This window comes from Acinetobacter sp. NCu2D-2 (assembly GCF_001647675.1).
In the GTDB taxonomy this organism is placed as follows: Bacteria; Pseudomonadota; Gammaproteobacteria; order Pseudomonadales; family Moraxellaceae; genus Acinetobacter.
This window is the reverse complement of sequence record NZ_CP015594.1, coordinates 2387723-2412945: the sequence shown is the minus strand read 5'-3', so window position 1 is coordinate 2412945 and position 25223 is coordinate 2387723. Positions and strand designations below refer to the sequence as shown.

General features: G+C 41.5%; 24 protein-coding genes. 11 read left to right on the top strand and 13 right to left on the bottom strand.

The window, feature by feature from the left end; genetic code table 11:
• The first annotated feature begins 153 nt into the window (after positions 1 to 153).
• The 4 genes from lptF (at position 154) to A3K93_RS11620 (ending at position 5192) form a co-directional block, all read left to right on the top strand.
• The gene (gene lptF, locus A3K93_RS11635; RefSeq protein WP_067731360.1) at positions 154 to 1257 is read left to right on the top strand and encodes an LPS export ABC transporter permease LptF; all 1104 of its coding nucleotides are present in this window, start codon (positions 154 to 156) and stop codon (positions 1255 to 1257) included.
• A 2-nt stretch (positions 1258 to 1259) separates the two neighbouring features.
• On the top strand, positions 1260 to 2330 hold the full coding sequence (gene lptG / locus A3K93_RS11630) for an LPS export ABC transporter permease LptG (RefSeq protein ID WP_067731359.1): 1071 nt from the start codon (positions 1260 to 1262) through the stop codon (positions 2328 to 2330).
• A gap of 122 nt (positions 2331 to 2452) precedes the next feature.
• The gene (gpmI, locus tag A3K93_RS11625; RefSeq protein WP_067731358.1) at positions 2453 to 4003 is read left to right on the top strand and encodes a 2,3-bisphosphoglycerate-independent phosphoglycerate mutase; all 1551 of its coding nucleotides are present in this window, start codon (positions 2453 to 2455) and stop codon (positions 4001 to 4003) included.
• Positions 4004 to 4019: 16 nt separating this feature from the next.
• Entirely contained in the window at positions 4020 to 5192 is a 1173-nt protein-coding gene (locus tag A3K93_RS11620; protein WP_067731357.1) for a S41 family peptidase, read from the top strand.
• 4 nt (positions 5193 to 5196) lie between these two features.
• Here the strand turns inward: A3K93_RS11620 and A3K93_RS11615 are convergent, their stop codons facing one another.
• The 3 genes from A3K93_RS11615 to gacA all read right to left on the bottom strand — a co-directional run bounded on the left by A3K93_RS11615 (position 5197) and on the right by gacA (position 8851).
• Positions 5197 to 6555 carry a sigma-54-dependent transcriptional regulator gene (locus tag A3K93_RS11615; protein WP_236761088.1) on the bottom strand — a complete coding sequence of 453 codons (1359 nt, stop codon included), beginning with the start codon at positions 6553 to 6555 and terminating at the stop codon, positions 5197 to 5199.
• 74 nt (positions 6556 to 6629) lie between these two features.
• Positions 6630 to 8195, bottom strand: a complete 1566-nt coding sequence (locus A3K93_RS11610; protein WP_067731355.1) for a sensor histidine kinase — start codon at positions 8193 to 8195, stop codon at positions 6630 to 6632.
• A gap of 20 nt (positions 8196 to 8215) precedes the next feature.
• Complete coding sequence (gene gacA, locus A3K93_RS11605; protein ID WP_067731354.1) at positions 8216 to 8851, bottom strand: response regulator transcription factor GacA; 636 nt, start codon at positions 8849 to 8851, stop codon at positions 8216 to 8218.
• A gap of 217 nt (positions 8852 to 9068) precedes the next feature.
• On the opposite strand from gacA, the gene A3K93_RS11600 reads away from it, so the two are divergent.
• Positions 9069 to 10115 (top strand): D-alanyl-D-alanine endopeptidase, encoded by a 1047-nt coding sequence (locus tag A3K93_RS11600; RefSeq protein ID WP_269465703.1) that lies wholly within the window; start codon positions 9069 to 9071, stop codon positions 10113 to 10115.
• Between the two features lie 61 nt (positions 10116 to 10176).
• Here the strand turns inward: A3K93_RS11600 and thrC are convergent, their stop codons facing one another.
• The 4 genes from thrC to tnpA all read right to left on the bottom strand — a co-directional run bounded on the left by thrC (position 10177) and on the right by tnpA (position 14165).
• The gene (gene thrC / locus A3K93_RS11595) at positions 10177 to 11316 is read right to left on the bottom strand and encodes a threonine synthase (protein ID WP_067731352.1); all 1140 of its coding nucleotides are present in this window, start codon (positions 11314 to 11316) and stop codon (positions 10177 to 10179) included.
• Between the two features lie 57 nt (positions 11317 to 11373).
• Complete coding sequence (locus tag A3K93_RS11590) at positions 11374 to 12678, bottom strand: homoserine dehydrogenase (protein WP_067731351.1); 1305 nt, start codon at positions 12676 to 12678, stop codon at positions 11374 to 11376.
• 129 nt (positions 12679 to 12807) lie between these two features.
• Entirely contained in the window at positions 12808 to 13623 is an 816-nt protein-coding gene (locus A3K93_RS11585; protein WP_067731350.1) for a DsbC family protein, read from the bottom strand.
• A 143-nt stretch (positions 13624 to 13766) separates the two neighbouring features.
• Complete coding sequence (gene tnpA / locus A3K93_RS11580) at positions 13767 to 14165, bottom strand: IS200/IS605 family transposase (protein ID WP_067727883.1); 399 nt, start codon at positions 14163 to 14165, stop codon at positions 13767 to 13769.
• A gap of 58 nt (positions 14166 to 14223) precedes the next feature.
• On the opposite strand from tnpA, the gene A3K93_RS11575 reads away from it, so the two are divergent.
• Positions 14224 to 15528, top strand: a complete 1305-nt coding sequence (locus tag A3K93_RS11575) for an RNA-guided endonuclease InsQ/TnpB family protein (RefSeq protein WP_067727884.1) — start codon at positions 14224 to 14226, stop codon at positions 15526 to 15528.
• A 69-nt stretch (positions 15529 to 15597) separates the two neighbouring features.
• Here the strand turns inward: A3K93_RS11575 and xerD are convergent, their stop codons facing one another.
• On the bottom strand, positions 15598 to 16515 hold the full coding sequence (gene xerD, locus A3K93_RS11570) for a site-specific tyrosine recombinase XerD (protein WP_067731349.1): 918 nt from the start codon (positions 16513 to 16515) through the stop codon (positions 15598 to 15600).
• A gap of 176 nt (positions 16516 to 16691) precedes the next feature.
• On the opposite strand from xerD, the gene A3K93_RS11565 reads away from it, so the two are divergent.
• From A3K93_RS11565 to ftsW, 5 genes are all read left to right on the top strand, one after another.
• Entirely contained in the window at positions 16692 to 16949 is a 258-nt protein-coding gene (locus A3K93_RS11565; protein WP_067731740.1) for a FeoA family protein, read from the top strand.
• Positions 16946 to 18802, top strand: coding sequence for a ferrous iron transporter B (feoB, locus tag A3K93_RS11560; protein ID WP_067731348.1), 1857 nt, complete (start codon positions 16946 to 16948; stop codon positions 18800 to 18802). Before A3K93_RS11565 ends, feoB begins: the two co-directional genes overlap by 4 nt.
• Before the next feature lie 34 nt (positions 18803 to 18836).
• On the top strand, positions 18837 to 19088 hold the full coding sequence (locus A3K93_RS11555; protein ID WP_067731347.1) for a DUF6587 family protein: 252 nt from the start codon (positions 18837 to 18839) through the stop codon (positions 19086 to 19088).
• A gap of 161 nt (positions 19089 to 19249) precedes the next feature.
• On the top strand, positions 19250 to 20596 hold the full coding sequence (murD, locus tag A3K93_RS11550) for a UDP-N-acetylmuramoyl-L-alanine--D-glutamate ligase (protein WP_067731346.1): 1347 nt from the start codon (positions 19250 to 19252) through the stop codon (positions 20594 to 20596).
• Between the two features lie 20 nt (positions 20597 to 20616).
• Positions 20617 to 21813 carry a putative lipid II flippase FtsW gene (gene ftsW / locus A3K93_RS11545; protein ID WP_067731345.1) on the top strand — a complete coding sequence of 399 codons (1197 nt, stop codon included), beginning with the start codon at positions 20617 to 20619 and terminating at the stop codon, positions 21811 to 21813.
• Here ftsW and A3K93_RS11540 read toward each other — a convergent pair.
• The 5 genes from A3K93_RS11540 to A3K93_RS11520 form a co-directional block, all read right to left on the bottom strand.
• Positions 21802 to 22062: a zinc ribbon domain-containing protein gene (locus tag A3K93_RS11540; RefSeq protein WP_067731344.1), complete on the bottom strand. Its 261-nt coding sequence runs from the start codon at positions 22060 to 22062 to the stop codon at positions 21802 to 21804. The genes ftsW and A3K93_RS11540 overlap by 12 nt on opposite strands.
• Before the next feature lie 48 nt (positions 22063 to 22110).
• Entirely contained in the window at positions 22111 to 23028 is a 918-nt protein-coding gene (gluQRS, locus tag A3K93_RS11535) for a tRNA glutamyl-Q(34) synthetase GluQRS (RefSeq protein WP_171255071.1), read from the bottom strand.
• 2 nt (positions 23029 to 23030) lie between these two features.
• On the bottom strand, positions 23031 to 23558 hold the full coding sequence (gene dksA, locus A3K93_RS11530) for an RNA polymerase-binding protein DksA (RefSeq protein WP_067731342.1): 528 nt from the start codon (positions 23556 to 23558) through the stop codon (positions 23031 to 23033).
• A gap of 211 nt (positions 23559 to 23769) precedes the next feature.
• A complete protein-coding gene (locus tag A3K93_RS11525) occupies positions 23770 to 24579 on the bottom strand; it encodes a metallophosphoesterase (protein ID WP_067731341.1) in 810 nt (269 codons plus the stop codon).
• Positions 24576 to 25211 (bottom strand): NUDIX domain-containing protein, encoded by a 636-nt coding sequence (locus A3K93_RS11520; RefSeq protein WP_067731340.1) that lies wholly within the window; start codon positions 25209 to 25211, stop codon positions 24576 to 24578. The genes A3K93_RS11525 and A3K93_RS11520 overlap by 4 nt, the downstream gene beginning before the upstream one ends.
• Positions 25212 to 25223: the final 12 nt, after the last annotated feature.

The window sequence follows — 25223 nt, the reverse complement described above, 5'->3', positions numbered from 1 at the left end:
TTATACAAGCCTTATCAAATTTGCAAACCATTGAAACATTTTTCTGAATAGAGTTTCAATGTGCAACACACATATCGCTTTTATATTTTTAACATTCACATTCGGGTAAACTAAGCCAAGTTTATTACCCCCTTATTTATTGGAAGATTAAATTTGATTATTCGGCGTTACCTAGTCAAGCAAGTGGTGTCGACATCCTTGGTTGTGATTGCCTTATTGACCTTGATCATGATGGGTGGTCGATTGATCAAGTATTTTGGTATGGCGGCACAAGGTCGTTTAGATGCGGGAATTTTATTTAGCATCATTGGCTACCGACTTCCTGAATTTTTAACTTTAATTCTTCCTTTAGGTTTCTTTATTGGTTTGATGCTGGTGTTTGGTCGTTTATATGTCGACCATGAAATGGCCGTGTTAAATGGTAGTGGGGTGAGCCGTCATAAGCTGGCGCGTTTGCTGATTCCAATGACTTTGGTCTTTGTCGTGGTGCAAGGCGTCTTGATGATTTGGGTGTCATCATGGGGCTTACGTCAGTTCGATGCATTAACCAATGAGCAGGCGGTACGTACAGGCTTTGACTTAGTCAGACCAAAAGAGTTTATTTCCTCTGGTCCCTATACGATTTATGCCGGCAGCTTGTCTGAAGATCGTAAAAATTTAAAAGATATTTTCTTCTATCAGCGCGCAACCAAAGAGGGCAAGCCTGATGTCATGATTTTGGCTCAGGAAGCGACACGCGTTGAAATTAAAGATGACAATAGCGCGAACGTTGTTGACCTAGTCCAAGGTCGCCGTTATGAAATCTTCCCAGGTACACCAAAATATACTCAAGCCGAGTTCCAGTCTTATCGCTTACGTTTAGAAAATGATAAAGAAGCTAAATTTGAAAGCAGTGATGTAGAAGCATTGCCAATTTCACAGCTTTGGGAAAACCGTCAAGATCCTGTCGTGAGTAGTGAGTTGGGTTGGCGTCTATTTGTTCCTTTTGCCATGATTATTGCGTTGATCTTGGCGGTGGCTTTGTCTGAAGTGAGTCCTCGTCAAGGGCGTTATTTGAAACTGTTCCCTGCATTATTAATTTTCGCCAGCTTAATTGTGGCGTTGATGGCGGTAAAAACACGAGTCAGTAAGGGTGAAATGGGAATCTTTGCCTATCCATTGGTCTTGATGGCGTATGCCATTGCAGGTGCTTTATTCTCCCGTAAGCAAAAATTAGCACCCAAAATTAAGAAACAGATTCAGCGAGTGAGGTCTTAACAATGTTGGCACGTCGTATAGTTGCAAAACATGTGACCCAAACTACTGCGCTGGCAATGTTGGGCGCAACTGCCGTACTTTCAGGTTTACAAGTACTGTTCACTTATTTGGGTGAGCTTGGCTCGTTAAAAGAAGGTTATGGTGCATGGGAAGCCTTGAAATATGTGCTTTGGGGTGCACCGACTTATTTGTATGAGATTTTACCGATCGCGGCACTGATTGGTGCGGTATTGGGTCTTGGCACTTTGGCATCGAACAGTGAACTGATCGTGATGCGTTCTGTGGGCGTGAGCTTATGGCGTATTGTAGGTTGGGTGATCCGCTCGGCATTGATTCTGGTGATTTTGTCATTTGCGCTGAGTGAATGGGTGATTCCATATACCAATGAGCAAGCCAAAGCGATTAAAAGCTTTAATAAACCCGTTAAAGTCGGTGAAGTTCGTGGTTACTGGACGCGTGAAGGGCAGCGTTTTATTTTCATTGATTATGCCAATGCGAAAGGTGAACTTAAAAATGTACAAATGGTCGACTTTGACCAAGATTATCGTTTACGTAGTACCTTACGTGCACAGGATGGTCAGTTCGTCCAAGATGGCTCTTGGAAGCTCAATCAAACTGAAGAAGTCAATATTCTTCAAGATGGAACAGCCAATTTAAGCACCCATGATACACAGCCATTGGCACTGGCACTACAACCCAAATATGTCCATATGGTGACGATTGATCCTGAAGATCTATCACCTAGTCAGCTGGTCAGCTTCATGAGCTATATGCATGAATATAGCCAAGTGCCTAAAACTTATGAATTGGCATTTTGGCAAAAAGTTGGCTCACCATTTGCGTTGATTGCTTTGGTAGTTGTGGCGTGTTCATTTATTTTTGGACCATTACGTCAACAGTCAATGGGCTTCCGTTTGGTGATCGCTTTGTTCGTAGGTTTAGGCTTTTTCTACTTACAAGACTTTATGGGCTACGCAAGTTTGGTTTATGCGCCATCGCCAGCGTGGTTCGTCTTTATTCCAATTTTACTGATCTTTTTAATTGGTGGATGGCTGTTACATCGCGCGCGATAAACTTAGCTTAAATAGAACAAATCAATCGTAATGAGAGACTTAAACCATGATTCGGTCATAGTCTCTGATGACAAAATTCGCTAAAATAGAGCGATTAAATCTTAAACGAAAGAGTATTCATTATGACGGATGCAACTGCTGGCAAAATCCCTCACGTATTGGTAATTATGGATGGTGTGGGTCATCGCGAAGCGGTCGAAGACAATGCGTTTTTAGCAGCTAAACGACCAAACTTAACTGCGATGCAAGAGAAGCATCCGCATGGTTTGATCTCAGGTTCTGGTGAAGATGTGGGTCTGCCTGACGGTCAGATGGGTAACTCTGAAGTAGGTCACATGAACCTAGGTGCAGGTCGTGTGCTGTATCAAGATTTTACACGTATCACCAAAGACATTCGTACTGGTGCATTCTTTGAGCATGAAGTCCTTGTAGATGCAGTAGAAAAAGCCAAAGCATCTCAGGGTGCTGTACATATCATGGGTCTTTTGTCTGAAGGGGGCGTACATTCGCACCAAGATCATATTGTGGCGATGGCTGAACTTGCGCTTAAACGTGGTGCTCAAGTTTATCTACATGCATTTTTAGACGGTCGTGATACACCACCGCGTAGTGCACAACCTTCTCTTGAAAAGTTAGATGCATTGTTCGCGCAATATCCAGGTCAAGGTCGTATTGCGACTATGATTGGTCGTTACTTTGCCATGGACCGTGATAACCGTTGGGATCGTGTTGAACAAGCTTATCGTTTATTGACCGAGGGTGAGGCTGCACGTACCGCTGCTACTGCTGTTGATGGTCTTGAGCAAGCCTATGCTGCAGATGAGTCTGATGAATTCGTTAAAGCAACACGTATTGGTGATGTCGCTAAGATTCAAGATAACGATAGCGTGGTATTTATGAACTTCCGTGCTGACCGTGCACGTGAAATCACGAAAGCATTTGTTGAAAAAGACTTTGCTGGTTTTGAACGTAAAGTGGTTCCAAATCTTGCAAAATTTGTCATGTTGACCCGTTACCAAGCAACCATTGATGCACCTGTGGCTTATATGCCAGAAGCATTGGTGAACTCAATTGGTGAATACCTGTCTAACTTGGGTAAAACTCAGCTGCGTATTGCGGAAACTGAAAAATATGCCCACGTAACATTTTTCTTCAGTGGTGGTCGTGAAGACGAATACCCAGGTGAAAAACGTATTTTGATTCCTTCACCAAGCGTTGCAACATATGACTTGAAACCTGAAATGAGCGCATATGAAGTGACTGATGAATTGGTTGCTGCGATTAACTCAGGTGAATTTGATCTTTTGGTGGTGAACTACGCTAACGGTGACATGGTTGGTCATACGGGTGTATTTGAGGCGGCAGTCAAAGCAGTTGAAGCGGTCGACACTTGCTTAGGCCGAGTTTATGATGCAGTAATGGCACAAAAAGGCCATATGCTAATCACTGCTGACCATGGTAATGTAGAACAAATGCAGGATTATCAAAGCGGTCAGGTGCATACTCAGCATACGACTGAATTGGTTCCGTTCATTTATGTGGGTCCAACTTCAGCAACAATTGCAGAAGGTGGTGTGCTGGCAGATGTTGCACCTACACTCTTGAGCCTAATGAATATTCCAGTGCCTGCGGAAATGAAAGGTCGTAACTTGGTGACATTAGCAAACGCTTAAATAATAAGGATAAAGCATGGTTCGATCTTTTTGTAAGTCACTGATTGTTTCTTGCTTACTGATATGTTCGAGCCATGTGGCATGGAGTGCTGGGAGTTCGCAACTAGCACTTGATGATATGGAAACGGATACTCAAACTTATAGTGAAATTCCCGTTTCCTCCATTCAAGAGTTTGTACAAATTTATGGTCTTGTGAAAGACAATTATATTCAAGAAAAAAATGATATCGCGTTATTCCAGCAAGCCATTCAAGGTTTGGTTTCTGGACTCGATCGTTATTCTCGTTATCTCTCACCTGAAGATTTTAAACAACTACGCCAATATACCGAAGGCGATTTAGCCAGTATTGATTTTGATCTGACGTATCAACCACAGCGTAAGCAATGGGTCATTCAAGGTCTAAAAAATGACTCTGATTCAGCCAAATTGGGCTTAAATAATGGTCAGTCCGTTTATAAAATTGATGATCAAGTGTTAACAACACTGAATCATGAGCAAGTACGTCATTTGTTAAGTGGTTCAATCGGATCGACCTTAAGTTTGCAGCTCACACCACAAAGTCCAGTGTTGAATCTTGTTCGAAATACCAAGATAGAAACCGAGATACAGACGCAGTTATATAACAATCAAGTACTGTTAATTAAGCTGAAAGTTTTCCAACAAGATACTGCCAATGAAATTAAACGCATTTTAGATAATGCGCAGGATCAACGCCTAAAAGCCGTGTTATTTGATTTAAGAAATAATCCTGGTGGACTACTTTCTTCTGCGGTTGAAACAGCTGATTTATTTTTAAACCAGGGCATTATTGTGACGACGAAAAGTCGTTCGGAAGGAGAGCAAGCCTTTCAGGCACTGCCAGGCAATGAGTTTAATCAGCTGAAGATTGGTATTGTGATTAATCAGCGTTCTGCATCCGCAGCAGAAGTCTTTACAGCTGCAATGAAAGAACATAATCGGGCATGGATTGTCGGTGAAAAAAGTTATGGAAAAGGCGTTATCCAGAAACTTTTTCCACTCAGTAATGGCTCCGCAATTCAAATGACAGTTGCCCAGTACTTCAGTCCATCAGGTCGCCCGATTGAGGGTATTGGGGTACAACCTCATTTGACCTATCCATTGGGACTAGATGCCCGAGAAGAAAGCTATCTCGAGCACATCACAGATTTATTACTGCTACATAAATAAATCTTTATTCTTCTTCATCGGTATCTAAGCCAAATTTCTTTAGGCGATAGCGTAAAGATCGGAAAGTCATACCAAGTTTTTTTGCAGCTAAGGTACGATTCCAATGCGTGATATTCAACGCATTGAGCAGAATTTCTTTTTCAATTTTTTCCATGAAGAGCTCTAGCCCTTCTTCAGGCAGTTTTTTGGGAATGCTAAAGCTATCTGTATTCGTTGCGACTTGCGCCGTATTCGAATCATCAGGAGCGACAATATTTTGTCTTAATGGGGCAGTTTGCAAATGCTGAATATCAATGAATTCTTCATCAGATAAAGTCATTGCACGTTCAATAATATTACGTAACTCACGCACATTTCCCGGATAATATTGCCCTAAAAGGAGCTCTTTACTGCGCTCAGTTAAACGTTTGGTTGGGATTTCCCATTCTTTGGCAATTTTCTGAATAAAATGTTCAGCAAGAAGCAAAATATCATTGCCACGTTCACGCAGGGGTGGCAGTTCCAAATCCATAACATGAATGCGGAAATACAGATCCTGACGAAATTTTCCTTGTTGAACTAGGGCATCCAAATCTTGATGACTGGCACTGATGACACGAAAATCGACATCAATTTCAGTATCTGAACCGAGTGGCCGAATACGTTTCTCCTGTACAGCGCGCAATAATTTGACCTGCATAGAAAGTGGGAGCTCAGCAATTTCATCTAAGAACAAGCTCCCACCATGTGCTGATTGAATTAGACCCTGTTTATCTTGAGTAGCACCGGTAAAGCTACCTTTTTTGTGCCCAAAGAGTTCACTTTCCATTAATTCAGATGGAATCGCACCGCAGTTAATTGCGATGAAAGGTCCTTCATTACGGTTGCTTAGGCGGTGGACGAGGTTGGCAACCACTTCTTTACCTGTACCCGATTCGCCTGTAATAAACACAGGCGCTTGTGAACGGGCTAATTTTTTTAATGTGATCCGTAATTGTTGAATCGGTTGAGATTGACCGATAAGCATTCGGTGTTCGAGCGCGTCTTCCTGACTTTGCTGTGCATAATCAACGGGTTTATTCAGGGCTTTTTGTAGAAGTTGTTCTAGATGCTTCTGGTTGATCGGTTTACTGACAAAATCGAAAGCACCTGCTTTAAGTGCAGCGATCGCAATGTCCATATTGCCATAAGCCGTTAATACAGCCACAGGTAGGCTCGGACAATGCTGATTGATCCAGTCTAAAAGTTGTAGACCATTTCCATCAGGTAGATTTAAGTCAGTCAGACAGGCATCGTATTGATAATCCGTTAGACGTTGTTTGGCATCTGCTAAACGATGTGCGATATGGGTTTTAATTCCCATCCGCATTAAAGACATTTGCATTAAAGTACAAAGATCTTCTTCATCATCGACCAATAAGACCAGTGGCTGTTGCTCCACGTGATTTCCCCTTTATTTTAAACGACGACGCGCCGACTACTGATACGGAAGCAGGCGCCTTGTTCTTGTTGTATATAATTCAGTTGTGCTTGATTTGCTTCACAAAAACTATGGGATAAATATAATCCCAAACCTGTACCGTTAATAGATGTACTAAAAAATGGCTTGAATAATGATGCGAGATCATGGGGAGCTACCCCAGCACCAAAGTCACGTACATCAATCCAAACATTATGCTGATTTGGATGAATTTTTACTTCGATATAAGGCACTTCTGGATCGTTATGCCGGATGGCATTTCGGATTAAATTAATCAACACCTGTCTGAGCTGTGCTTCATCAAATTGAATCGCAAGTGGTATATCCATATGTAATTTGATTTGGTTCGCAATATCCGATAAATCTTCCGCAATAAAATTTGGCAGAAATTCATTTAATTTGATCAGTACAGGGTGCATTTCCTTATTTTTGACCATATTCAAGGTATCTTGAATGATTCGATCAATACGCTGAGCTTGCTTAGCAATCATGCTGCTCAGTGCTTGTTGTTGCTCTTGATCGCTATCTGTCAATAATTCATTGGCTTGAACAATGGCTGCCAAAGGGTTACGAATTTCATGGGCAATACTGGCAGACAATTGTCCTAAAGATGCAAGTTTCAGTTGCTGTACTTGTTGATTGAGTTTTTGTGCATCTTCAAGGACCAAGAGCATTAGTGTTTGATGTGGAACAATCAGTTTTTGTACCCGCACATGAATGTTATAGCGGCTTTGTTGTGATTCAAATTGGAAGCGTTCACCATTGGCCAAATCTTCAAATTTAATTAGCTCAAATAGATCTGGCTGCGACTGATACAACGGAAATTTATTTTGTGCATACATTGGCGATATACCGAGTAATTGACATGCAGCAGGGTTACTTAGCACCACATGACAGTTTTCATCTAACACTAAATAGCCCGTTTCAATTTGTTCTAAGATATAACGGTTTACGTTTTGCAGTCGATTGAGTTCGATTGACTGCGAAAAGTTTAAATTTTCCAAAATCTGGAAGCGTTTAACTGCGATTTGCCCTGTGCCATAGACTACAAAAAATAAAAAGGCGAGCAGGGTGCCATTACCAATGGTAGAGAAATTCGCCCCTTCAAAAATAGAGCTAATTAAGTGCTGATAAACTACAGAAATTACCGAGATCAGGGTAATCACTAGAGACTTTTTCGAGTCTAATAATAAAGATGCTGAAAATATCGTGATGACAAACAGTAGACTGAGATTTAAGTTTGGCCCATTCGTAGCTAGGGTCATTAAACTTAAAGCACATAAATCCGTAAAAAAGATGATTGTCAGTTGCTGGCTAACATAGTTTTTGATTAAGCGGATGGTCAGTAGTTGGATCGAACTGACCACGACAAAAGTAGCCAGTACATAGCCATATAACAGAGGAAACTGAAATTCGCCATTTGCATCTGAATAGGTCAGCAAAAAAACAATCAGTAAACCAATGCTAATAATTAGCCGATAAGCGTTGTACCATAAGCCTAAATGGTATTGATTTAACTCAGAATAAATCGAGCGCTGCGGCATATTGATATGTTTTGAAAGGCTTAAGGTTTAATTAAGCCATAACGCATTGCAAGGTGAGTCAGCTTAACATCGCTATCAATATTTAACTTTTCAAAAATACGATAACGATAGGTATTGACGGTTTTAACACTAACAAACAATTTGTCTGCAATTTCTTGGGCACTGATACAATTCACCACCATCATGGCTACTTGCATTTCACGTTCAGACAAGGCATCGAAAGGGGATTGCTGAGTATCGGATAAATAAGAACTGGCAAGTTGTTCAGCAATATCCGCACTGAAATATTTACCACCTTGCACGACTTTATTAATGGCACGAACCATCTCAGTGACAGGTGCACCTTTGGTGATATAGCCTTTGGCACCAGCTTTCAATAACAGTGAAGGGTAGGGTTCTTCAGCTAAACCACTGACCGCCAAAACTTTGGTATCGGGTGCTGTTTGTAAGAGTCGACGCGTTGTTTCTACACCGCCAATACCTGGCATATTTACATCGAGAAGCACCACATTAGGATGATGTTGGCGTACGAGCGCAATGGCTTCTTCTCCAGATTCAGCTTGTCCAACAACCTGAACATCGGCATGGTCTTCGAGCATTCGACAAATCCCAGTGCGTACTAATTCATGGTCATCTACAACTAAAACTGTGATCACGTACACTCTCCCTCTTTAAAATTTTGATTTTTTTGTTACATAACGAAAAATAAGCTTGCAATGAAACGACAAAATTAGCAATCCTATTCTCATTGTATCGTTAAAACTACATTTGCAGTGTCAAGATCAAAAAATGTTCTGCATTGTGTCTAAATGTAAGGCATATTAGAGGTATTAGGCAAATGAATCTTACCTCGGTCAATTGAGAGAAGGAATTGTGAAAAAAAACAAGACGCCACTAATGCATGTGTTAGGGCTTTCTATTCTAATGGGTATGAGTTCGAGCAGCTTTGCTGAAATTATCGTGAATTCAACCCCATCAGAATCACAAGGAAGTATCAGTTGGACATCTGAAGATGCCAGCCAATTTTTGAGTCATGGCGGCGATGCATTGGATGAGCCATCGCCTCAAGGGTCTACAACAGTAACGACGACGTTACGCAGTACCCCTGCAACGACTCAAGTCCCTGCAAAAAAAGTACAGATTTTAGATACGCAGACACATGCCAATCAGCCCTCAGTCAATGCACGTGCAGCTTTGGTGATGGACGCGCAAACCGGTGAAGTGCTGTATAGTAAAAATTCAAACGCTGCGCTTCCAATTGCATCAATTACCAAGCTCATGACTGCGGTGGTGACCTCAGATGCACGCTTAAACATGAATGAAAAAATTACCTTACAACAAAGTGATTTTTCATGTTCAGGCTGTAAAACTTCGAGTTCGACACTTCGTGTTGGCGATACGATGAACCGTGCAGAAGTGTTACTGTTTGCGTTAATGAAATCTGAGAATCCAGCAGCATCCGCATTAGCACGCACTTATCCAGGTGGCCGTTCAGCGTTTATCGCAGCGATGAATAAAAAAGCCAAAGCCTTAGGTATGAATTCAACGCATTATATGGAATCTACAGGCTTACATCCGGGTAACGTATCATCTGCGCGTGACTTAGGGATTTTGGTGAATGTGGCTTCACAATATGGCGTGATTCGTCAGTTCTCGACCACACCTCGATATGACTTTAATTTAGGTTATCGTGTATTACCATCCAATAATACCAACGCCTTAGTCCGTAATGGTGGCTATAACATTAATATTTCTAAGACTGGATTTATTAATGAAGCAGGGCGCTGTGTGGTGATGCATACTACTTTAAATAATCGTCCTGTAGCGGTGGTGTTGTTAGGTGCATCTACATCTCAGGCACGTACTAATGATGCGATTCGCTTGATGAACTGGGTCAGCAGCTTGCCAAAAAATATCTAAATTTTAGATCTTTAAACAATAAAAAACCCTGCATATGCAGGGTTTTTTGATTCAGTCTAAATTACATATTAGACAGAATAGATTCACGTACTTGATCAAGTGTTGCATCAATAGACAACATCACAGCATCAGAACATTGTTTGATTGCAGTATCAGGATCTTTTAGACCGTTACCTGTTACAGTACAAACGATCACAGAACCCTCGGCAATTTTACCCGCTTTAATGTCACGAATTGCACCACCGATTGACGCTGCAGAAGCAGGCTCTACGAATACACCTTCGTACATTGAAAGTAGGCGTTGTGCTTCTAAGATTTCAGCATCTTGAAGTTCATCGAACCAACCTTTAGAGTCGCGAACAACAGCTTTCGCGTGGTTCCAGCTTTGTGGGTTACCAATACGGATTGCAGTTGCTACAGTCTCTGGGTTTTCAACTGGTGCACCACGTAAGAACGGTGCAGCACCTGCAGCTTGATAACCAACCATGGTTGGTAGGCCTTCTGGTTTAGGACCTGTAAACTGATCAGTTTCAGCATCGTAAACCACTTGTTCAAACTCACCCGCAGGTTGGTTTGCAACAGCTTCGGTATAACCCATCCAGTGAGCAGTAATGTTACCTGCGTTACCTACAGGTAGGCAGTGGTAGTCTGGTGCGCGGCCAAGCTCATCTACGATTTCGTAAGCAATAGTCTTTTGACCTTGCAAACGGTAAGGGTTGATTGAGTTCACGATAGTTACAGGCGCTTTATCTGCGATTTCTTTCACGAGGCGCATACCATCGTCAAAGTTACCACGGATTTGCATGGTGATTGCACCGTACATCATCGCTTGTGCCATTTTACCCATGGCAATTTTGCCTTCAGGAATTAACACGAATGCTTTGATACCCGCACGTGCTGCATAAGCTGCTGCCGCTGCAGACGTATTACCTGTAGATGCACAGATAATCGCTTTAGAGCCTTCTTCAACCGCTTTAGTTACAGCCATGGTCATACCGCGGTCTTTAAATGAACCAGTCGGGTTTAAGCCCTCATACTTCACATAAATTTCAACATTTTTGCCAATAATGCGCGGAATATTTGCAAGCTTAATCAGTGGCGTATTACCTTCACCTAGAGAGATGGCTTTAGTAGTGGCAGACACTGGTAAACGGTCGCGATAGCGGTCAACTAAACCAGTATAACGATTGGCATTCGACATGATGATGTTCCAATTGTGTGTAGAGCTTGGCGAGGGGAAATATTCCCCCCAACCCGATTAATTATCAAGCGATTCTAAACGAATTCGTACAATTTCGCCATGAATGACAGGAAGAGCTTGAATTTGCTTTAACGCTTCATCCATTTTCGCTTCCTTAACTGGGTCAGTCAGGATCACGATAGGAATAAGGTCTTTAAGACGTGATTGTTGCATGATGGCATCTATGCTAATGCCATTGCGACTCAAAATAGATGTAACTTCTGCTAAGACGCCCGTTTGATCTTCAGCATTGATACGGATGTAGTAGCCAGTTGTCATTTCTTCACGAGAGAGAATTGGCAAGTCGCTTAAGCTTTCAAATGCCAATTGCGGAATCGTACCTGAACCATCTTCGGTATATGAAATATCACGAACGATGTCGACCACGTCAGCAACGACTGCTGAAGCTGTAGGACCTGCACCTGCGCCTGCACCATAGTAAAGTGTAGGGCCAACGGCATTGGCTTGTACCAGTACCGCATTTTTCACGCCGTTAACATTGGCAATCAATTGTTCTTCAGGAATTAGGGTTGGGTGAACACGAAGTTCAATTCCAGTTTCCGCACGGCGTGCAATACCTAAATGCTTAATACGGAAGCCAAGGTCTTCTGCATATTTCACATCCTGCGCAGTAATTTTGCTGATACCTTCAGTAAAGACTTTATCGAACTGAAGTGGAATACCAAATGCAATCGAAGCAAGCAAAGTTAATTTATGCGCAGCATCAATGCCTTCAACGTCAAAGGTAGGATCGGCTTCGGCATAACCAAGTGCTTGTGCTTCTGCTAATACATCGTTAAATGCACGACCTTTATCACGCATTTCAGTCAGAATGAAGTTACCTGTACCATTAATGATACCTGCAAGCCAATCAATCTTATTGGCAGCCAAACCTTCACGCATCACTTTAATAATTGGAATACCACCAGCAACTGCTGCCTCGTAAGCGATTTGTACGTGATGATCATCCGCAAGTTTAAACAGCTCATTACCATGTTCAGCCAATAATGCTTTGTTGGCAGTCACGATTTGTTTGCCATGCAAAATTGCTTCTTTAATGACTTCATACGCAGGGTGAATACCACCCATCACTTCAACGACAACATCTACGTCATCTTGACGAACGATTTCAAGTAAATCAGCACTTTGTTTTACCGAATCAGGTAAATTAAGGTCAGGACGTGGACGACGAGTACCTACATGGGTAATTTGAATTTCACGACCGGTGCGACGTCTAATCTCAGCAGCATTTTCTTGTAATAGTTTAAGGGCACCACCACCCACAGTACCAAGACCGAGGATTGCCAGACGAACTGGTTTCACGTCACACTCCAAATATAAACAGTATTCTTAACGAGAGCCTAGATCATAGCTAAAAAAATGCAATGACTCTAGCGCGATCTCATAATATCTTTAGGTATAAAATTAAGTAAAATAACGTATGAATATTAGTTATTTAAGCCGATTCAATAATTCATCCGTGCTCATATAGCCACCAAGGTATAAACCTTCTGCGTTATATACACCTGGCGTACCATTGACACCGATGTTTAAGCCCATTTGATATTGTTCACGTACAGGATTTTTACAGCTTGCTCCAGCTGGAATTTGTCCACCTGCAATCGCTAAATCAAAGGCTTCACGGCGGTTTTCACTACACCAAATCGCTTCCATCGCAGGCATATGTTCTTCGCCACGTGGCCAAGCAATATAACGAACCTCAATGCCTTTGGCATTCATTTCATCCATTTGTTCATGGAATTTATGGCAATACGGACAGCTCACGTCAGTAAATACATAAATCACATGTTTGGCTTTACCTTTAGCAGGGTAGATCAGTAAATCTTCCGCTTTTAAAGCTGCAAATTGTTTTTTAGTCACATTTGCCTGTAGATTTTCACTGACGTTATAAAGCGATTTACCGCCTAAGCGGATCACATCACCTTGCAGTATGTATTTGCCATCACTGGTTGCATAGACAGATGACATACCTTCAAGACTGACCCAATAGAGATTCGGTACTTCAGTCGCTTTAATATCAGTAATTTTGGCTTTAATGCCTGCGGTTTTGAAATTCTTTTCTAAATTGGTCATTAAACGCTGCTGCGCATTACGCTCAGTAAGCGTAGATGCTTCACCTGTTGCAGGAGCACTTGCCGTCAAAGTCGTTTGTTTACTATCTTCATTGTTAGATTTTGAACACGCAGTGAGCCCTAAGCCAGCCACAAGCGCACACGCAACAAAAACTTTTGAGCGAGCAAATGTCATAAATGACCCTTTTTTCTTCGATAAATATAGCGCATTAGCATAACAAAAAAATCCAGACAGACGTGAAACTTCTGTGACTCGTCTATCTTAAAGTGAAAGAGGACTCCACCCGACAGTCAGGGTGGAGGTGAATTTCAAGGATTTTAACCTTGTTGGTTTTCAATGTATTTTTTAATAATATCCAAAGGTGCGCCACCACAAGACCCTGCAAAATATGAGCGTGACCACAAAACAGGTTTTGCATAACTACCACGTAAATCCAAAAACTCATTTCTCATTCTTCTGCTTGTTACTGATTTTAAGTTATTTACCAATTTACTGAGTTGAACTGTCGGTGGGTACTGAATAAGCATATGAACATGGTCAGCTTCACCATTACACTCCTTTAATTCCGCATCAAACTCTTTGCAGATTTCAGATGCACACTCAATAAAATACTTATGATGCAACTCACCTAGAATTTTCTTTCTGTACTTAGTAATAAACACTAAATGTACATGCAAATTAAAGGCTGAATGTCGGTTTTTATATATTTCTGTCATTGGTGAATGGCTTAATTAGTGGTAGTATTTATACATATTAACATATACACACTCATTTATGAAAATCAACAAAGCGTACAAATTTAGGCTTGAGCCTAATGCAGAACAGGAGCTTGTTTTAAACAAGTTGCTTGGTTCTGCACGTTTTGTTTGGAATCAGATATTGGCTGCATCATTCGAGATGCTTGCTAATAATGAGCGAATTAACAAAGTTAATTTAGTTAATAAAATCCCTGAATTACGCAAAAAGCCTGAGTGTGCTTTTTTAGAAAACAGTTCAAATGGTGTCTCACTTCAACAAAAAGTTCGTGATCTTGGTGATGCTTGGGGTAAATTCTTCGATAAAAAAGAACAAGCCAAGCTAAAGCAAAAACCATTCAAAGCTAAGAAGCCAAAATTTTTTAAATTACCCGATGGTAATGAAATTCAACTTAGACCACTCATGCCACGATTCAAGAAAAAATCAGATGGTTATGATTCAATTCGTATTGTTCAATTTAATAGGTATTGTTGGGTTAAAGGCAACCAAGTTAAATTGCCTAGTGATATTGGCGTTGTAAAATTTAGAAAATCACAAGATATTTTAGGCGAGATTAAGAACGTCACAATCTCAAAGCATGTTGGCAAGTGGTATATCTCTTTTGGTGTTGAAAACACAATTGAAACACCAATTCACCCATCTAAATCAGCTATTGGTGTTGATCTTGGCATCAAGAAATTGGTCACAACCTCTAATGGTCAGGTATTCAACCCGATCAATAGTTTTAAAGCCAATCAAGTGAAATTAGCTAGACTTCAACGCAAGTTGAAAAAGAAAACCAAGTTCAGTGAAAATTGGAAAAAACTTAATTTAAAAGTTAACAAACTACATCATCATATTGCCAATATTCGGCATGACTACTTGCACAAAGTCACTACAACTCTCAGCAAAAACCACGCAATGATCGTAGTTGAGGACTTAAAAGTAGCTAATATGTCGAAGTCTGCAAAAGGCTCAATTGAGAAAAAAGGAAAGAATGTTAAAGCCAAATCAGGCTTAAACAAATCAATCCTAGATCAAGGGTGGTCAATGCTTGTTGATATGTTGGAGTATAAGCAACAATGGCGAGGTGGCTTACTTGTTAAAGTTGACCCTAAATATACAAGTCAGACTTGTAGTTCATGTGGTCATGTTGCAAAAGAAAATAGGCTCACTCAAGCAAACTTTAACTGTATTGAGTGTGGTTTTAGCGAGAATGCGGATATAAATGCTTCTCGCAATATTTTGGCGGTGGGACACACCGTTTTGTCTGTGGAGGGTGGATGCGGTAAAGGTCGCCTTGTGAAGCAGAAAGCAAGCGAAATCCGTGAGGGAGTCGCCTAAGAGCTTTTGCTTTTAGAATCCTCCACTTGAGCTAGTCGAAAGTGGTGGGAGTGTGTCAACTGAAAATCGTTAAGCACGTGGGTGATGGGTGGCATGTAATTGTTGCATTCGTACTTGTGCCACGTGGGTATAGATTTGAGTGGTCGATAAATCACTATGCCCAAGTAGCATCTGTACTACACGTAAGTCTGCGCCATGATTAAGTAAATGCGTAGCAAATGCATGACGTAAGGTATGCGGTGATAGTTCGGCTTGAATGCCTGCTTGTAATGCATAGCGCTTAATTGCATACCAAAAGTTTTGTCGGCTCATGATGCCGCCATGTTGGGTCAAGAATAAATAATCTGTGGCAGATTTATACAGGTGTGAGCGTGCTTCATTGAGATATTTTTCAATCCATTCGCAAGCCACTTGTCCCATGGGAACTAAGCGTTCTTTGTTGCCTTTACCAATAATACGTAGATAACCTTGTTTAAGATTAATCAAATCTAAACGTAAGTTGATCAGTTCAGAAACGCGTAAGCCGCAAGCGTACAGCACTTCAAACATAGCACGATCACGCAGTCCCAATGCGGTATTAATATCTGGTGCATTAATTAAGGCTTCTACATCGGCTTCAGATAAATCTTTAGGTAAAGCACGACCCAACTTCGGTGTTTTATGCCCAGCAACGGGATTATCACTTCTAAGCTTTTGTTCACGTAAAAATTTATAAAACGATCTGAGTGCGGATAAACAACGTGCAATTGAGCGAGGACTTTTTTGTTGCTTGGTTAATTCAATCAGAACGTCTGAAATATCATCATGCGTCCATTCGGGTAAAGGTTTAGCAATACATTCGCTGCATTGTAATAAATCGGATAAATAGGCATTACGGGTGTGTGGACTCACCGTTTGTGCAATTAAATAGTCTTTAAAACCTTGTAGATAGCTTGAAGATTCCGGAATGTACACAGGAGAGGGAAGGCGAGGTTTTTTATTCAGCATGATATAGAGCGATACTTTTACGCAAATGTTTTTTGTGATGATTGTTCTGCAATGTAGAGGATTTTGCAGGGAATGTCGATTGACTAAATCGGCTGATGAAGAATGGAACTCAACCTTATTTGTTAATTATTCTCATTTGTTTGTATACTGTACGAAATCGTTTAGGAAATATCACGGTGCGTTTGTCCGAACTGAAAGCAAAACAAACTGCCATCATTCGAAAAGTGAATCGAGCGAATGGCGAAGGTAATCACCACGATGTGGTGGCAAGCCGCTTAGAAACTTTAGGATTTGTACCCGGTACACAGGTACAAGTGATTACCAAAGGGATTTTTGGTGGAGATCCCATCTTAATTCAAGTGGGATTTACCCGTTTTGCACTACGTAAGTCAGAAGCTGAAAAAATTGAAATTGAACATGGAGTTGCCGCATGAGTGATGCGTTACGTATTGCCCTTGTCGGGAATCCAAACTGCGGTAAAACCTCTTTATTTAACCATTTAACTGGAACACGCCAAAAAGTAGGGAACTACGCCGGTGTTACTGTTGAACGTAAGGTTGGTCATTTTAATTTACCTTCTGGAAAGGCGGTACGTGTACTCGATTTACCGGGTACATATAGCTTAGATGCCACCAGTCCAGATGAAGAAATTACTCGTGATGTGGTGCAAGGTAAAATTGCCGATGAAGGTCAGCAAGATGCCTTTTTATGTGTAGTTGATGCGACTAATTTAAAACTGAACTTAGGTTTGGTTTTAGAGATGACCGAACTCGGTCGACCTGTGCTTCTTGTATTAAATATGATGGATGAAGCACGCCGTCGTGGTATGCAGATCAACACACAAAAACTTTCACAACGTTTAGGTATTCCGGTCGTTGAAACGGTTGCTGTGCGTAATTCAGGCATCGAAGGTTTGATGAATGCTTTAGACCAAGGCAAATATGCAGTTCCTGATACTGAAATGACAGGTCTAACAGGCGATACGCACCAAAAAGTCGAAAGTATCCTAAAAGATGCAGTGAACTTTATTGATCATGAAGATAAACGTACTGAATTTCTCGATCGAATTTTCTTACATCCCGTGTTAGGTTTGCTTAGCCTTGCAGTCATGATGTTTATCATCTTCCAAGCAGTCTTTGCTTGGGCTGCACCCTTTATGGATGGCATCGAAGCCTTCTTTGGCTGGCTCGGCGAAGTTGTGGGTGGGGGAATTGCGCATCCATTATTAAATAGTTTAATTGTGGATGGTGTGATTGCGGGTGCAGGTGGTGTTGTAGTGTTCCTGCCACAAATTCTCATTCTGTTCTTCTTTATTTTGGTCTTAGAAGAATCCGGTTATTTACCACGCGCTGCATTCCTACTCGATAAATTGATGTTTAAAGCTGGTCTTTCAGGTCGTGCCTTTATTCCACTGCTTTCAAGTTTTGCCTGTGCAATTCCGGGGATTATGGCATCACGGACAATTAGTGATCCGCGTGACCGTTTAACCACAATTTTAGTGGCACCGCTCATGACGTGTTCAGCACGTTTACCTGTGTATGCACTTCTGATTGCGGCGTTTATTCCATCGCAAACCGTCTGGGGTATTTTAAATCTGCAAGGTTTAGTGCTCTTTGGCTTGTATATGGCAGGTATTGTCAGTGCATTGGTCGTTTCTTTTGTACTGAAATTCTTTAATAAAGATAAATCTCAGCAGATGTTGCTGATGGAATTGCCAAGCTACCGTTTCCCTGACTTAAAAAACGTTTGGATCGGTTTACTGGATCGTGCCAAGATTTTCTTACGCCGTGTGGGTGGGATTATCTTTGCGCTTTCAATTTTGCTTTGGTTCTTGTGTACTTTCCCACAACCGCCAGAAGGGGCAACGCTACCTGACATTGATTATTCATTGGCGGGTATGCTGGGTCACTTGATGCAGCCAATCTTTGCACCACTTGGCTTTAACTGGCAGATCTGTATTGCGTTGATTCCTGCGATGGCAGCACGTGAAGTTGTGGTGGCGGCACTTGGTACAGTCTATGCACTGTCTGCGGTCGATGATGATGCGATCTCAGAAGGCTTAGCTTCCCTCATCAGCAATGGTGGTGATTTAAGTTGGTCGATTGCCACAGGTTTATCACTGATGGTGTGGTTTATCTATGCACCACATTGCTTAGCGACATTGGCAACTGTGAAACGTGAAACAGGTTCGTGGAAAACGGTCAGTTTCATGACCATTTACTTGTTTGGTCTTGCATATTTGATGGCGTTCTTAACCTATCAAATTGCATCACATTATTTAGGTTGATACTGCATTTGCAGATCGGCTTTGGAGATTGGATATGATCGAAATTCTCATTGTTGCAGCTTTGGTGCTTTGGAGTGCTGTGGTTGTCTTTAAAAAGGTCTTTCCAAAGACAGCCAATTCGATGCTGCAAAAGTTATCCCGATATTGTGCAGGACGTGGCTGGAACAAACTTGCTGCACGCTTAAAGCCCAATATGGTGTCAGGTTGTGGAGGGAGCTGTGGTTGTTCAAGTAACGAAGCGCAGCCCAAAGAGAAAGCCCCTGTACAAGTGGTAAAATGGAAATAAATTTTCAGTTTTTTTAGCTGCGAGAAAACCGTCATCTTTATGGCGGTTTTTTTTCACATTGGACAAAAATAATGTAGATAAAGTGAAAACAGAAAAAGCATTCAAAACGGCAAAGTGCTAACATTTCTAAAGTTTCAAATTAGACCAACTATGGGGCGAAAATGTTAATTCAACGTGGTGGACTTAAAGTCGTTGCAGGACTGGGTATTTCAGGTGTAGCAGCAGTGAATTTCTTGAATGAAAAGGGCTACCGTGTTGCAGTCACTGACTCTCGTGCAACTCCTCCAGGGCATGACAAAATCCCTGCGGAAGTACAGACCTCATTTGGTCAATTAGATGAAAACCTGTTGCTCAGTGCTGAAGAAATTATCATCAGCCCAGGACTTGATCCTAAAACCCCAGAAATTCAAGCTGCGATCAATAAAAATATTCCGGTGGTGAGCGAGATTCAAATTCTATGCCGTGCCACAGATAAACCGATTGTTGGGATTACAGGTTCAAATGCGAAAAGTACTGTAACCACCTTGATGGGTTTAATGGCGAAAGATGCAGGTAAAAAAGTAGCGGTTGGCGGTAACTTAGGTCGTCCTGCACTCGATTTAACCAAAGATGATCCAGAGCTTTATATTTTGGAGCTTTCAAGCTTCCAATTGGAGACCACTTCAAATTTAAATGCTGAAGTCGCTGTTGTGCTCAATATGAGTGAAGACCATTTAGATCGTCATGGCGATATGATGGGTTATCACACCGCAAAACACCGTATTTTCCAAGGCGTGAAAAAAGTGGTCTTTAACCGCGATGATTCTTTGACTCGTCCACTGGTTCCAGATGCAACACCAATGCAAAGTTTTGGTCTTAATGCACCTGATATGAATCAATTTGGCGTATTAAAAGATGACGATGGTACCATTTGGCTGGCACGTGGTCGTGATCGTTTGCTGAAAAGCAGTGATATGTATATTCAAGGCACACATAACGTGGCGAATGCTTTGGCGTGTTTAGCATTAGGTGAAGCGATTGGTTTACCACTCGAAGGCATGCTTGAAACTTTAAAAACCTTTAAAGGTCTTGAACATCGCTGTGAATTCGTAAAAGAAGTGAATGGCGTTCGTTACTATAACGATTCTAAAGGCACAAACATTGGTGCAACACTCGCTGCACTCGATGGTTTAGGCATGGCAATTGAAGCCAAAGGTGGCAAGGTTGCAATCATCTTGGGTGGTCAAGGTAAAGGTCAGGACTTTACTGCATTACGTGACTCGCTGACTAAATATGCCAAAGTAGCGGTATTGATTGGGATTGACCGTCCAATTATCGAAGAAGCGATTTCAGGCACAACTGAGCTGATTCATGCAGAAAGTCTAGAAGAGGCTGTACAGGTTTGTCAGAAACATGCAGAGGCGAATGATGTCGTGTTGTTATCGCCGGCATGTGCAAGTTTTGATATGTTCTCAGGTTATCCTGAACGTGGACATAAGTTTGTTGCTTACGTGAATGAACTCAACTAAAAATAACAAGGACTCGTGATATGGCTGAGTTTGCTCAGACGACGATCAATAAATTAAATCAGCTATATGCTCGGTGGATACCCAAATTACCTGCCGAAGTGAATCCACGCAATGTATTGATTTTCTGCGTGTTGGCACTACTTTGTATTGGTTCGATTATGGTGGCATCGGCATCGATGCCCTATGCTGAACGTATGCATGAAAATGCTTTTCACTATGTGACACGCCACGGGATTTCAATCTTTGTCGCTGCAGCAGCGGCTTATTTGGCCTATAAAGTTCCATTGAATGTCTGGTTTAACAATACCTTCTTTTTATGGATTATCACCATTGTTCTGTTGCTTGCGGTCTTGGTTGTCGGAACCGAGGTTAATGGTTCCAAGCGTTGGATTCGTGTTGCAGGGTTTACTTTACAAGCATCCGAAGTCGGTAAGGTCATGATGGCAATTTTTACTGCCGATTATGTGGTGCGAAGGGCAGAAGAAGTCCGTAATAACATCAAAGGCTTGATACGTCTTTCTGTCATTATGGGTGCAACTGTGGGTCTGATTATTCTAGAGCCTGACTTAGGTGCAACCGTGGTAATCACATTAACCATGCTGGGAATTTTCTTCTTGGCGGGTGCGCCATGGGTTCAGTTTGGTGTGGCATTTGTCACGTTATTTGGCGTGTTTGTCGCAGCGATTTTACTAGAACCTTATCGTTTACAGCGTCTTTTGTCTTTCTCAAATCCGTGGGAAGATCCACTCGGTACCGGTTATCAGTTATCGAATGCCTTAATGGCATTTGGTCGTGGGGAATGGACAGGTGTGGGCTTGGGTCATAGTATTCAAAAGATGTCGTATTTGCCTGAAGCACATACCGACTTTATGCTCGCGATTTTAGGCGAAGAATTTGGTTTCTTTGGCATCTCAACGGTCTTGTTATTGTCATTTACCATGATGATTTGCTGTATTCGTATTGGGCATCGTGCTTTGCAAAACCAATATCTACGTGCAGGTTATTTGGCTTACGGGATTAGTATTATTTTCTTGCTACAAGTTTTGGTAAATGCTGGGATGAATATGGGTATGCTACCAACCAAAGGTTTGACATTGCCATTCATTAGTTATGGTGGTTCATCTTTGATTGTCTGCGCAGTCATGATCAGTTTAATTTTAAAAATTGATGCCAATACTCGCGAGTCCAATCCTAGCCGAGAAGAATCAAGCTTCTAAATCGGAAGACCGTGGCTGAAGTGGCTGAGCATGGTCAAGCACTGTGCTCGGCATTGACGTTCCGCAGTTTAAACAACGGACAAAAGCATGTTTAGGTTTAGACAGCGGAATTAGTGGAATAAAAAATAAAGAAAAATAATTACGCTGATGTTTAAGTTCATAGCTTGTTGTGGTTTGACACACAGGGCAGATGAACTGATTTTTCTCTATCAGCTTTGTTTTTGGTCCAATTCCAAAGATAAAAAACACGACACCTTCTCCATATTCCTTTTCTTTAGCTTAAGCCAAAATCCAATATTATAGGTAGTGACCTTGTAGCATGGTTGTATGTGGAATTTTTTCAACATCCCACTGTGCAACGGCTTGTTTGAGCATACGATCTGGCGTATCTAAATCAATAGGATCTTGATGAAGGGCTTTGAGTGCTTGTAGCAGAAGCTGAGGTGCTTGGCTTAAATCTAAAGCCTGTGCCAAATTCTGTTTAGAAAGTTTCTGCCCTTGATCATTCATAGCAAGCGGTAAATGCATATATTGCAGGCGAGGGTAGCCGAGGAGTTGCCCCAGATAAATCTGCCGTTCAGTATTATCCAAAAGATCTGCGCCTCGAACCACATGGCTCATGCCTTGTAAATAATCATCGACAACCACTGCAAGTTGATAATTAATAATCCCATCACGGCGTTTTAAGATAAAATCACCTAAATCTTGTTTTAGATGAGAGCAGTGTCTGCCTTGTAATCGGTCTTCAAAGCAAATTTCAACATCTTCGACTTTTAAGCGAATGGCCTGATCTTTGAAGTCCAAACCCAAATTACGACAAGTATCCTGATAAATATGATTGGAACCGAGCATCTTGCGCGTACATTGGCAGGCATATACGAGATTTTTTTGCTGTAGCTGCTCAATCACACTTTCATAAATGTCTAAGCGATCTTTCTGGAAAATGATCTTAGTATCAGATTCAAAGGCAAAAGCATCCATCGCACGTAGGATATGCTCTTCGCTACCAGGATAAATGCGGGGAATGTCGGTATCTTCAATGCGAACGATCCAGCGCCCTTGATGGGCTTTGGCATCGCAATAACTGGCAACCGCAGTAATGAGTGACCCGAAATGTAAAGGGCCGGTTGGCGATGGCGCAAACCGACCCACATAAGCCATCCTATTTTCCCCCTCCTTTATCATAGGAGGGGTTAGGGGAGGATTATTTAACATGATTAACCGTTATTTTGTTTCTCTTTGATCTCAGCCAAAGTCTTACAATCAATACATAAAGTCGCTGTTGGACGTGCTTCTAAGCGACGTAAACCAATTTCAATACCACAAGTTTCACAGAAACCGTAGTCGTCATTTTTAATAGCTTCAATCGATTGTTCGATTTTACGGATCAATTTACGTTCACGGTCACGTGTACGAAGTTCGATGGCAAACTCTTCTTCTTGAGTAGCACGGTCGTTTACATCAGGAAGCGCTGTATTTTCATCTTGCATGGTGTTTAAAGTACGATCGACTTCAGACATCAACTCAGCTTTCCATGCCAATAAAATTTGACGGAAGTGCTCAAGCTGACCCTCAGACATGTACTCTTCATTTTTTTTAGGCTGATAAGGCTCAATACCAAACAAGCTAGCAGTTGAACCACCGTCAGTCGCTTTTGGCTTAGCTTTACGTACACGCTTTGTAGTTTTCTCGTCTACAACATCAGTTAGTTCGTCTAAGACTTGATTCTGGTTGTCATTCGCCATTTAGGGCATTCCTCATCATATGCGTATGATATCTACGCAAAAAATATGGTGATATGCAAATTTTTATCCACCCTGAAGAAGGATTATCCTCCTATGGGGGTCGTCATCATATAGACTTTTTTTGCTTTTTGATAGTCTTTGCTGACGGGATTGTAGATATCACATTTCCTTTAAGAGCAATAAAGTAATGCAAAAAAAACAAATTGAAAAGTTAATAACCTGAAATTTCGGTATTAATTTTCTGCTGGTTAAGAAATACACGTTCTACGCGTGTTTCAAATGTTCCATCGTGATTTAAATGAATGACACGATAACCTGGGGCAATGGTATCCAGTGCAAAATTATCACTTAAAGGCTTAAATTGAACACTGGTGGAGGGTGTTGATAAAAACTGCACACCATTCCAGTCATTGTGCGAGTCTTGGTGGACATGGCCAAATAGGACTAACTTCACATGTTTATGCTGTGCAATGACGTCTTTAAGTGAATCGGCATTTTTAAGACGATGTTGATCAATCCAATGTGATTGCATTGCGAATGGATGATGATGACAAGCCACAATAATATGTTGATGCTGATATTGAACAAGAAGCTCTTGCAGTTGATCTAATTGCTCCTGTTCTACCCAGCCATCCACTTTACCTTTGACGGCACTATTTAAAAGAATCAGTGTCCATGGACCAAAATGAACTGCATGCGCTAGATTGCTATTTTGATAGAAAGGAAAAATTGCGCTGTCGTCATGATTTCCTGGAATTTGATAGTGTGGAATATTCCAAGTTTGCATGAACTGTAAATAACGATCATAAGTTGCTTGAACAGGCACTTGTGCCAAATCGCCTGTGTGTACCAAAGCATCGAGTACAGGGTAATGCTTGCGAATATGCTGAACCACGTCATGAAAGCTTTTTTCAGGATTCATTTTGACGAATTCAAGCTCGACACGATCCATGAGGTGCGTATCGGAAATTTGGACAAGGGTCCATTGTTTGTACTGCGTGTCGCTACTACAGAAGGTCACGTTCGCTCCTCAAGACATACGCTTTGAGTATGAATATGCTGTTGGAGCCATTGCAAGGCCATAATGACAGGTGCATTCTTTAACCGACCACTGGTCATTAATGCGCTTAAATCGGCATAGTCAATCAGATGCAACTGAATATTCTCACCTTCATCTGGCATACCAAATACGCCACCTTCTTGAGGAAGTTCTGCTTCTGCGAAATATAAATGAAACAGTTCTGAACATGCACCAGCAGATGGATAAAAGCTGAATAAATGGGTCAAATCATGAATTTGACACCCAGATTCTTCTAATGCTTCACGGCGAACACAGGTTTCAGGGGCTTCATCGCCATCGAGTACACCTGCAATGATCTCGAGTTGCCAAGGTGATTCGGGATCATCAATCGCACCGACACGAAATTGCTCAATCAGGGCAAACTTTTGTTGTTGATCGTTATAAATTAAAACGCCTGCTGCAGTTTTACGTTGAATCAATTCACGTTGAATAGGGGCAATAAAGTCGTCCCGACCAAATAGCCGATGACGAATACTCAGCTTTTCGACTTTGACGAAACCCTGATATTGATATTCTCGTTCTAATATCTCGTAGTCTTTCTTATTGTAAGAAGCGGAATCGATAATTTTCATAAACTCAACGCA

Coding starts and splice junctions, on each gene's coding strand:
- lptG (WP_067731359.1), top strand. CDS start 1,260: ATGTTGGCACGTCGTATAGTTGCAAAACATGTGACCCAAACTACTGCG.
- gpmI (WP_067731358.1), top strand. CDS start 2,453: ATGACGGATGCAACTGCTGGCAAAATCCCTCACGTATTGGTAATTATG.
- A3K93_RS11620 (WP_067731357.1), top strand. CDS start 4,020: ATGGTTCGATCTTTTTGTAAGTCACTGATTGTTTCTTGCTTACTGATA.
- A3K93_RS11615 (WP_236761088.1), bottom strand. CDS start 6,555: ATGCAAATGTCTTTAATGCGGATGGGAATTAAAACCCATATCGCACAT.
- A3K93_RS11610 (WP_067731355.1), bottom strand. CDS start 8,195: ATGCCGCAGCGCTCGATTTATTCTGAGTTAAATCAATACCATTTAGGC.
- thrC (WP_067731352.1), bottom strand. CDS start 11,316: ATGTCGAATGCCAATCGTTATACTGGTTTAGTTGACCGCTATCGCGAC.
- A3K93_RS11585 (WP_067731350.1), bottom strand. CDS start 13,623: ATGACATTTGCTCGCTCAAAAGTTTTTGTTGCGTGTGCGCTTGTGGCT.
- tnpA (WP_067727883.1), bottom strand. CDS start 14,165: ATGACAGAAATATATAAAAACCGACATTCAGCCTTTAATTTGCATGTA.
- A3K93_RS11575 (WP_067727884.1), top strand. CDS start 14,224: ATGAAAATCAACAAAGCGTACAAATTTAGGCTTGAGCCTAATGCAGAA.
- xerD (WP_067731349.1), bottom strand. CDS start 16,515: ATGCTGAATAAAAAACCTCGCCTTCCCTCTCCTGTGTACATTCCGGAA.
- feoB (WP_067731348.1), top strand. CDS start 16,946: ATGAGTGATGCGTTACGTATTGCCCTTGTCGGGAATCCAAACTGCGGT.
- A3K93_RS11555 (WP_067731347.1), top strand. CDS start 18,837: ATGATCGAAATTCTCATTGTTGCAGCTTTGGTGCTTTGGAGTGCTGTG.
- murD (WP_067731346.1), top strand. CDS start 19,250: ATGTTAATTCAACGTGGTGGACTTAAAGTCGTTGCAGGACTGGGTATT.
- ftsW (WP_067731345.1), top strand. CDS start 20,617: ATGGCTGAGTTTGCTCAGACGACGATCAATAAATTAAATCAGCTATAT.
- gluQRS (WP_171255071.1), bottom strand. CDS start 23,028: ATGTTAAATAATCCTCCCCTAACCCCTCCTATGATAAAGGAGGGGGAA.
- dksA (WP_067731342.1), bottom strand. CDS start 23,558: ATGGCGAATGACAACCAGAATCAAGTCTTAGACGAACTAACTGATGTT.
- A3K93_RS11520 (WP_067731340.1), bottom strand. CDS start 25,211: ATGAAAATTATCGATTCCGCTTCTTACAATAAGAAAGACTACGAGATA.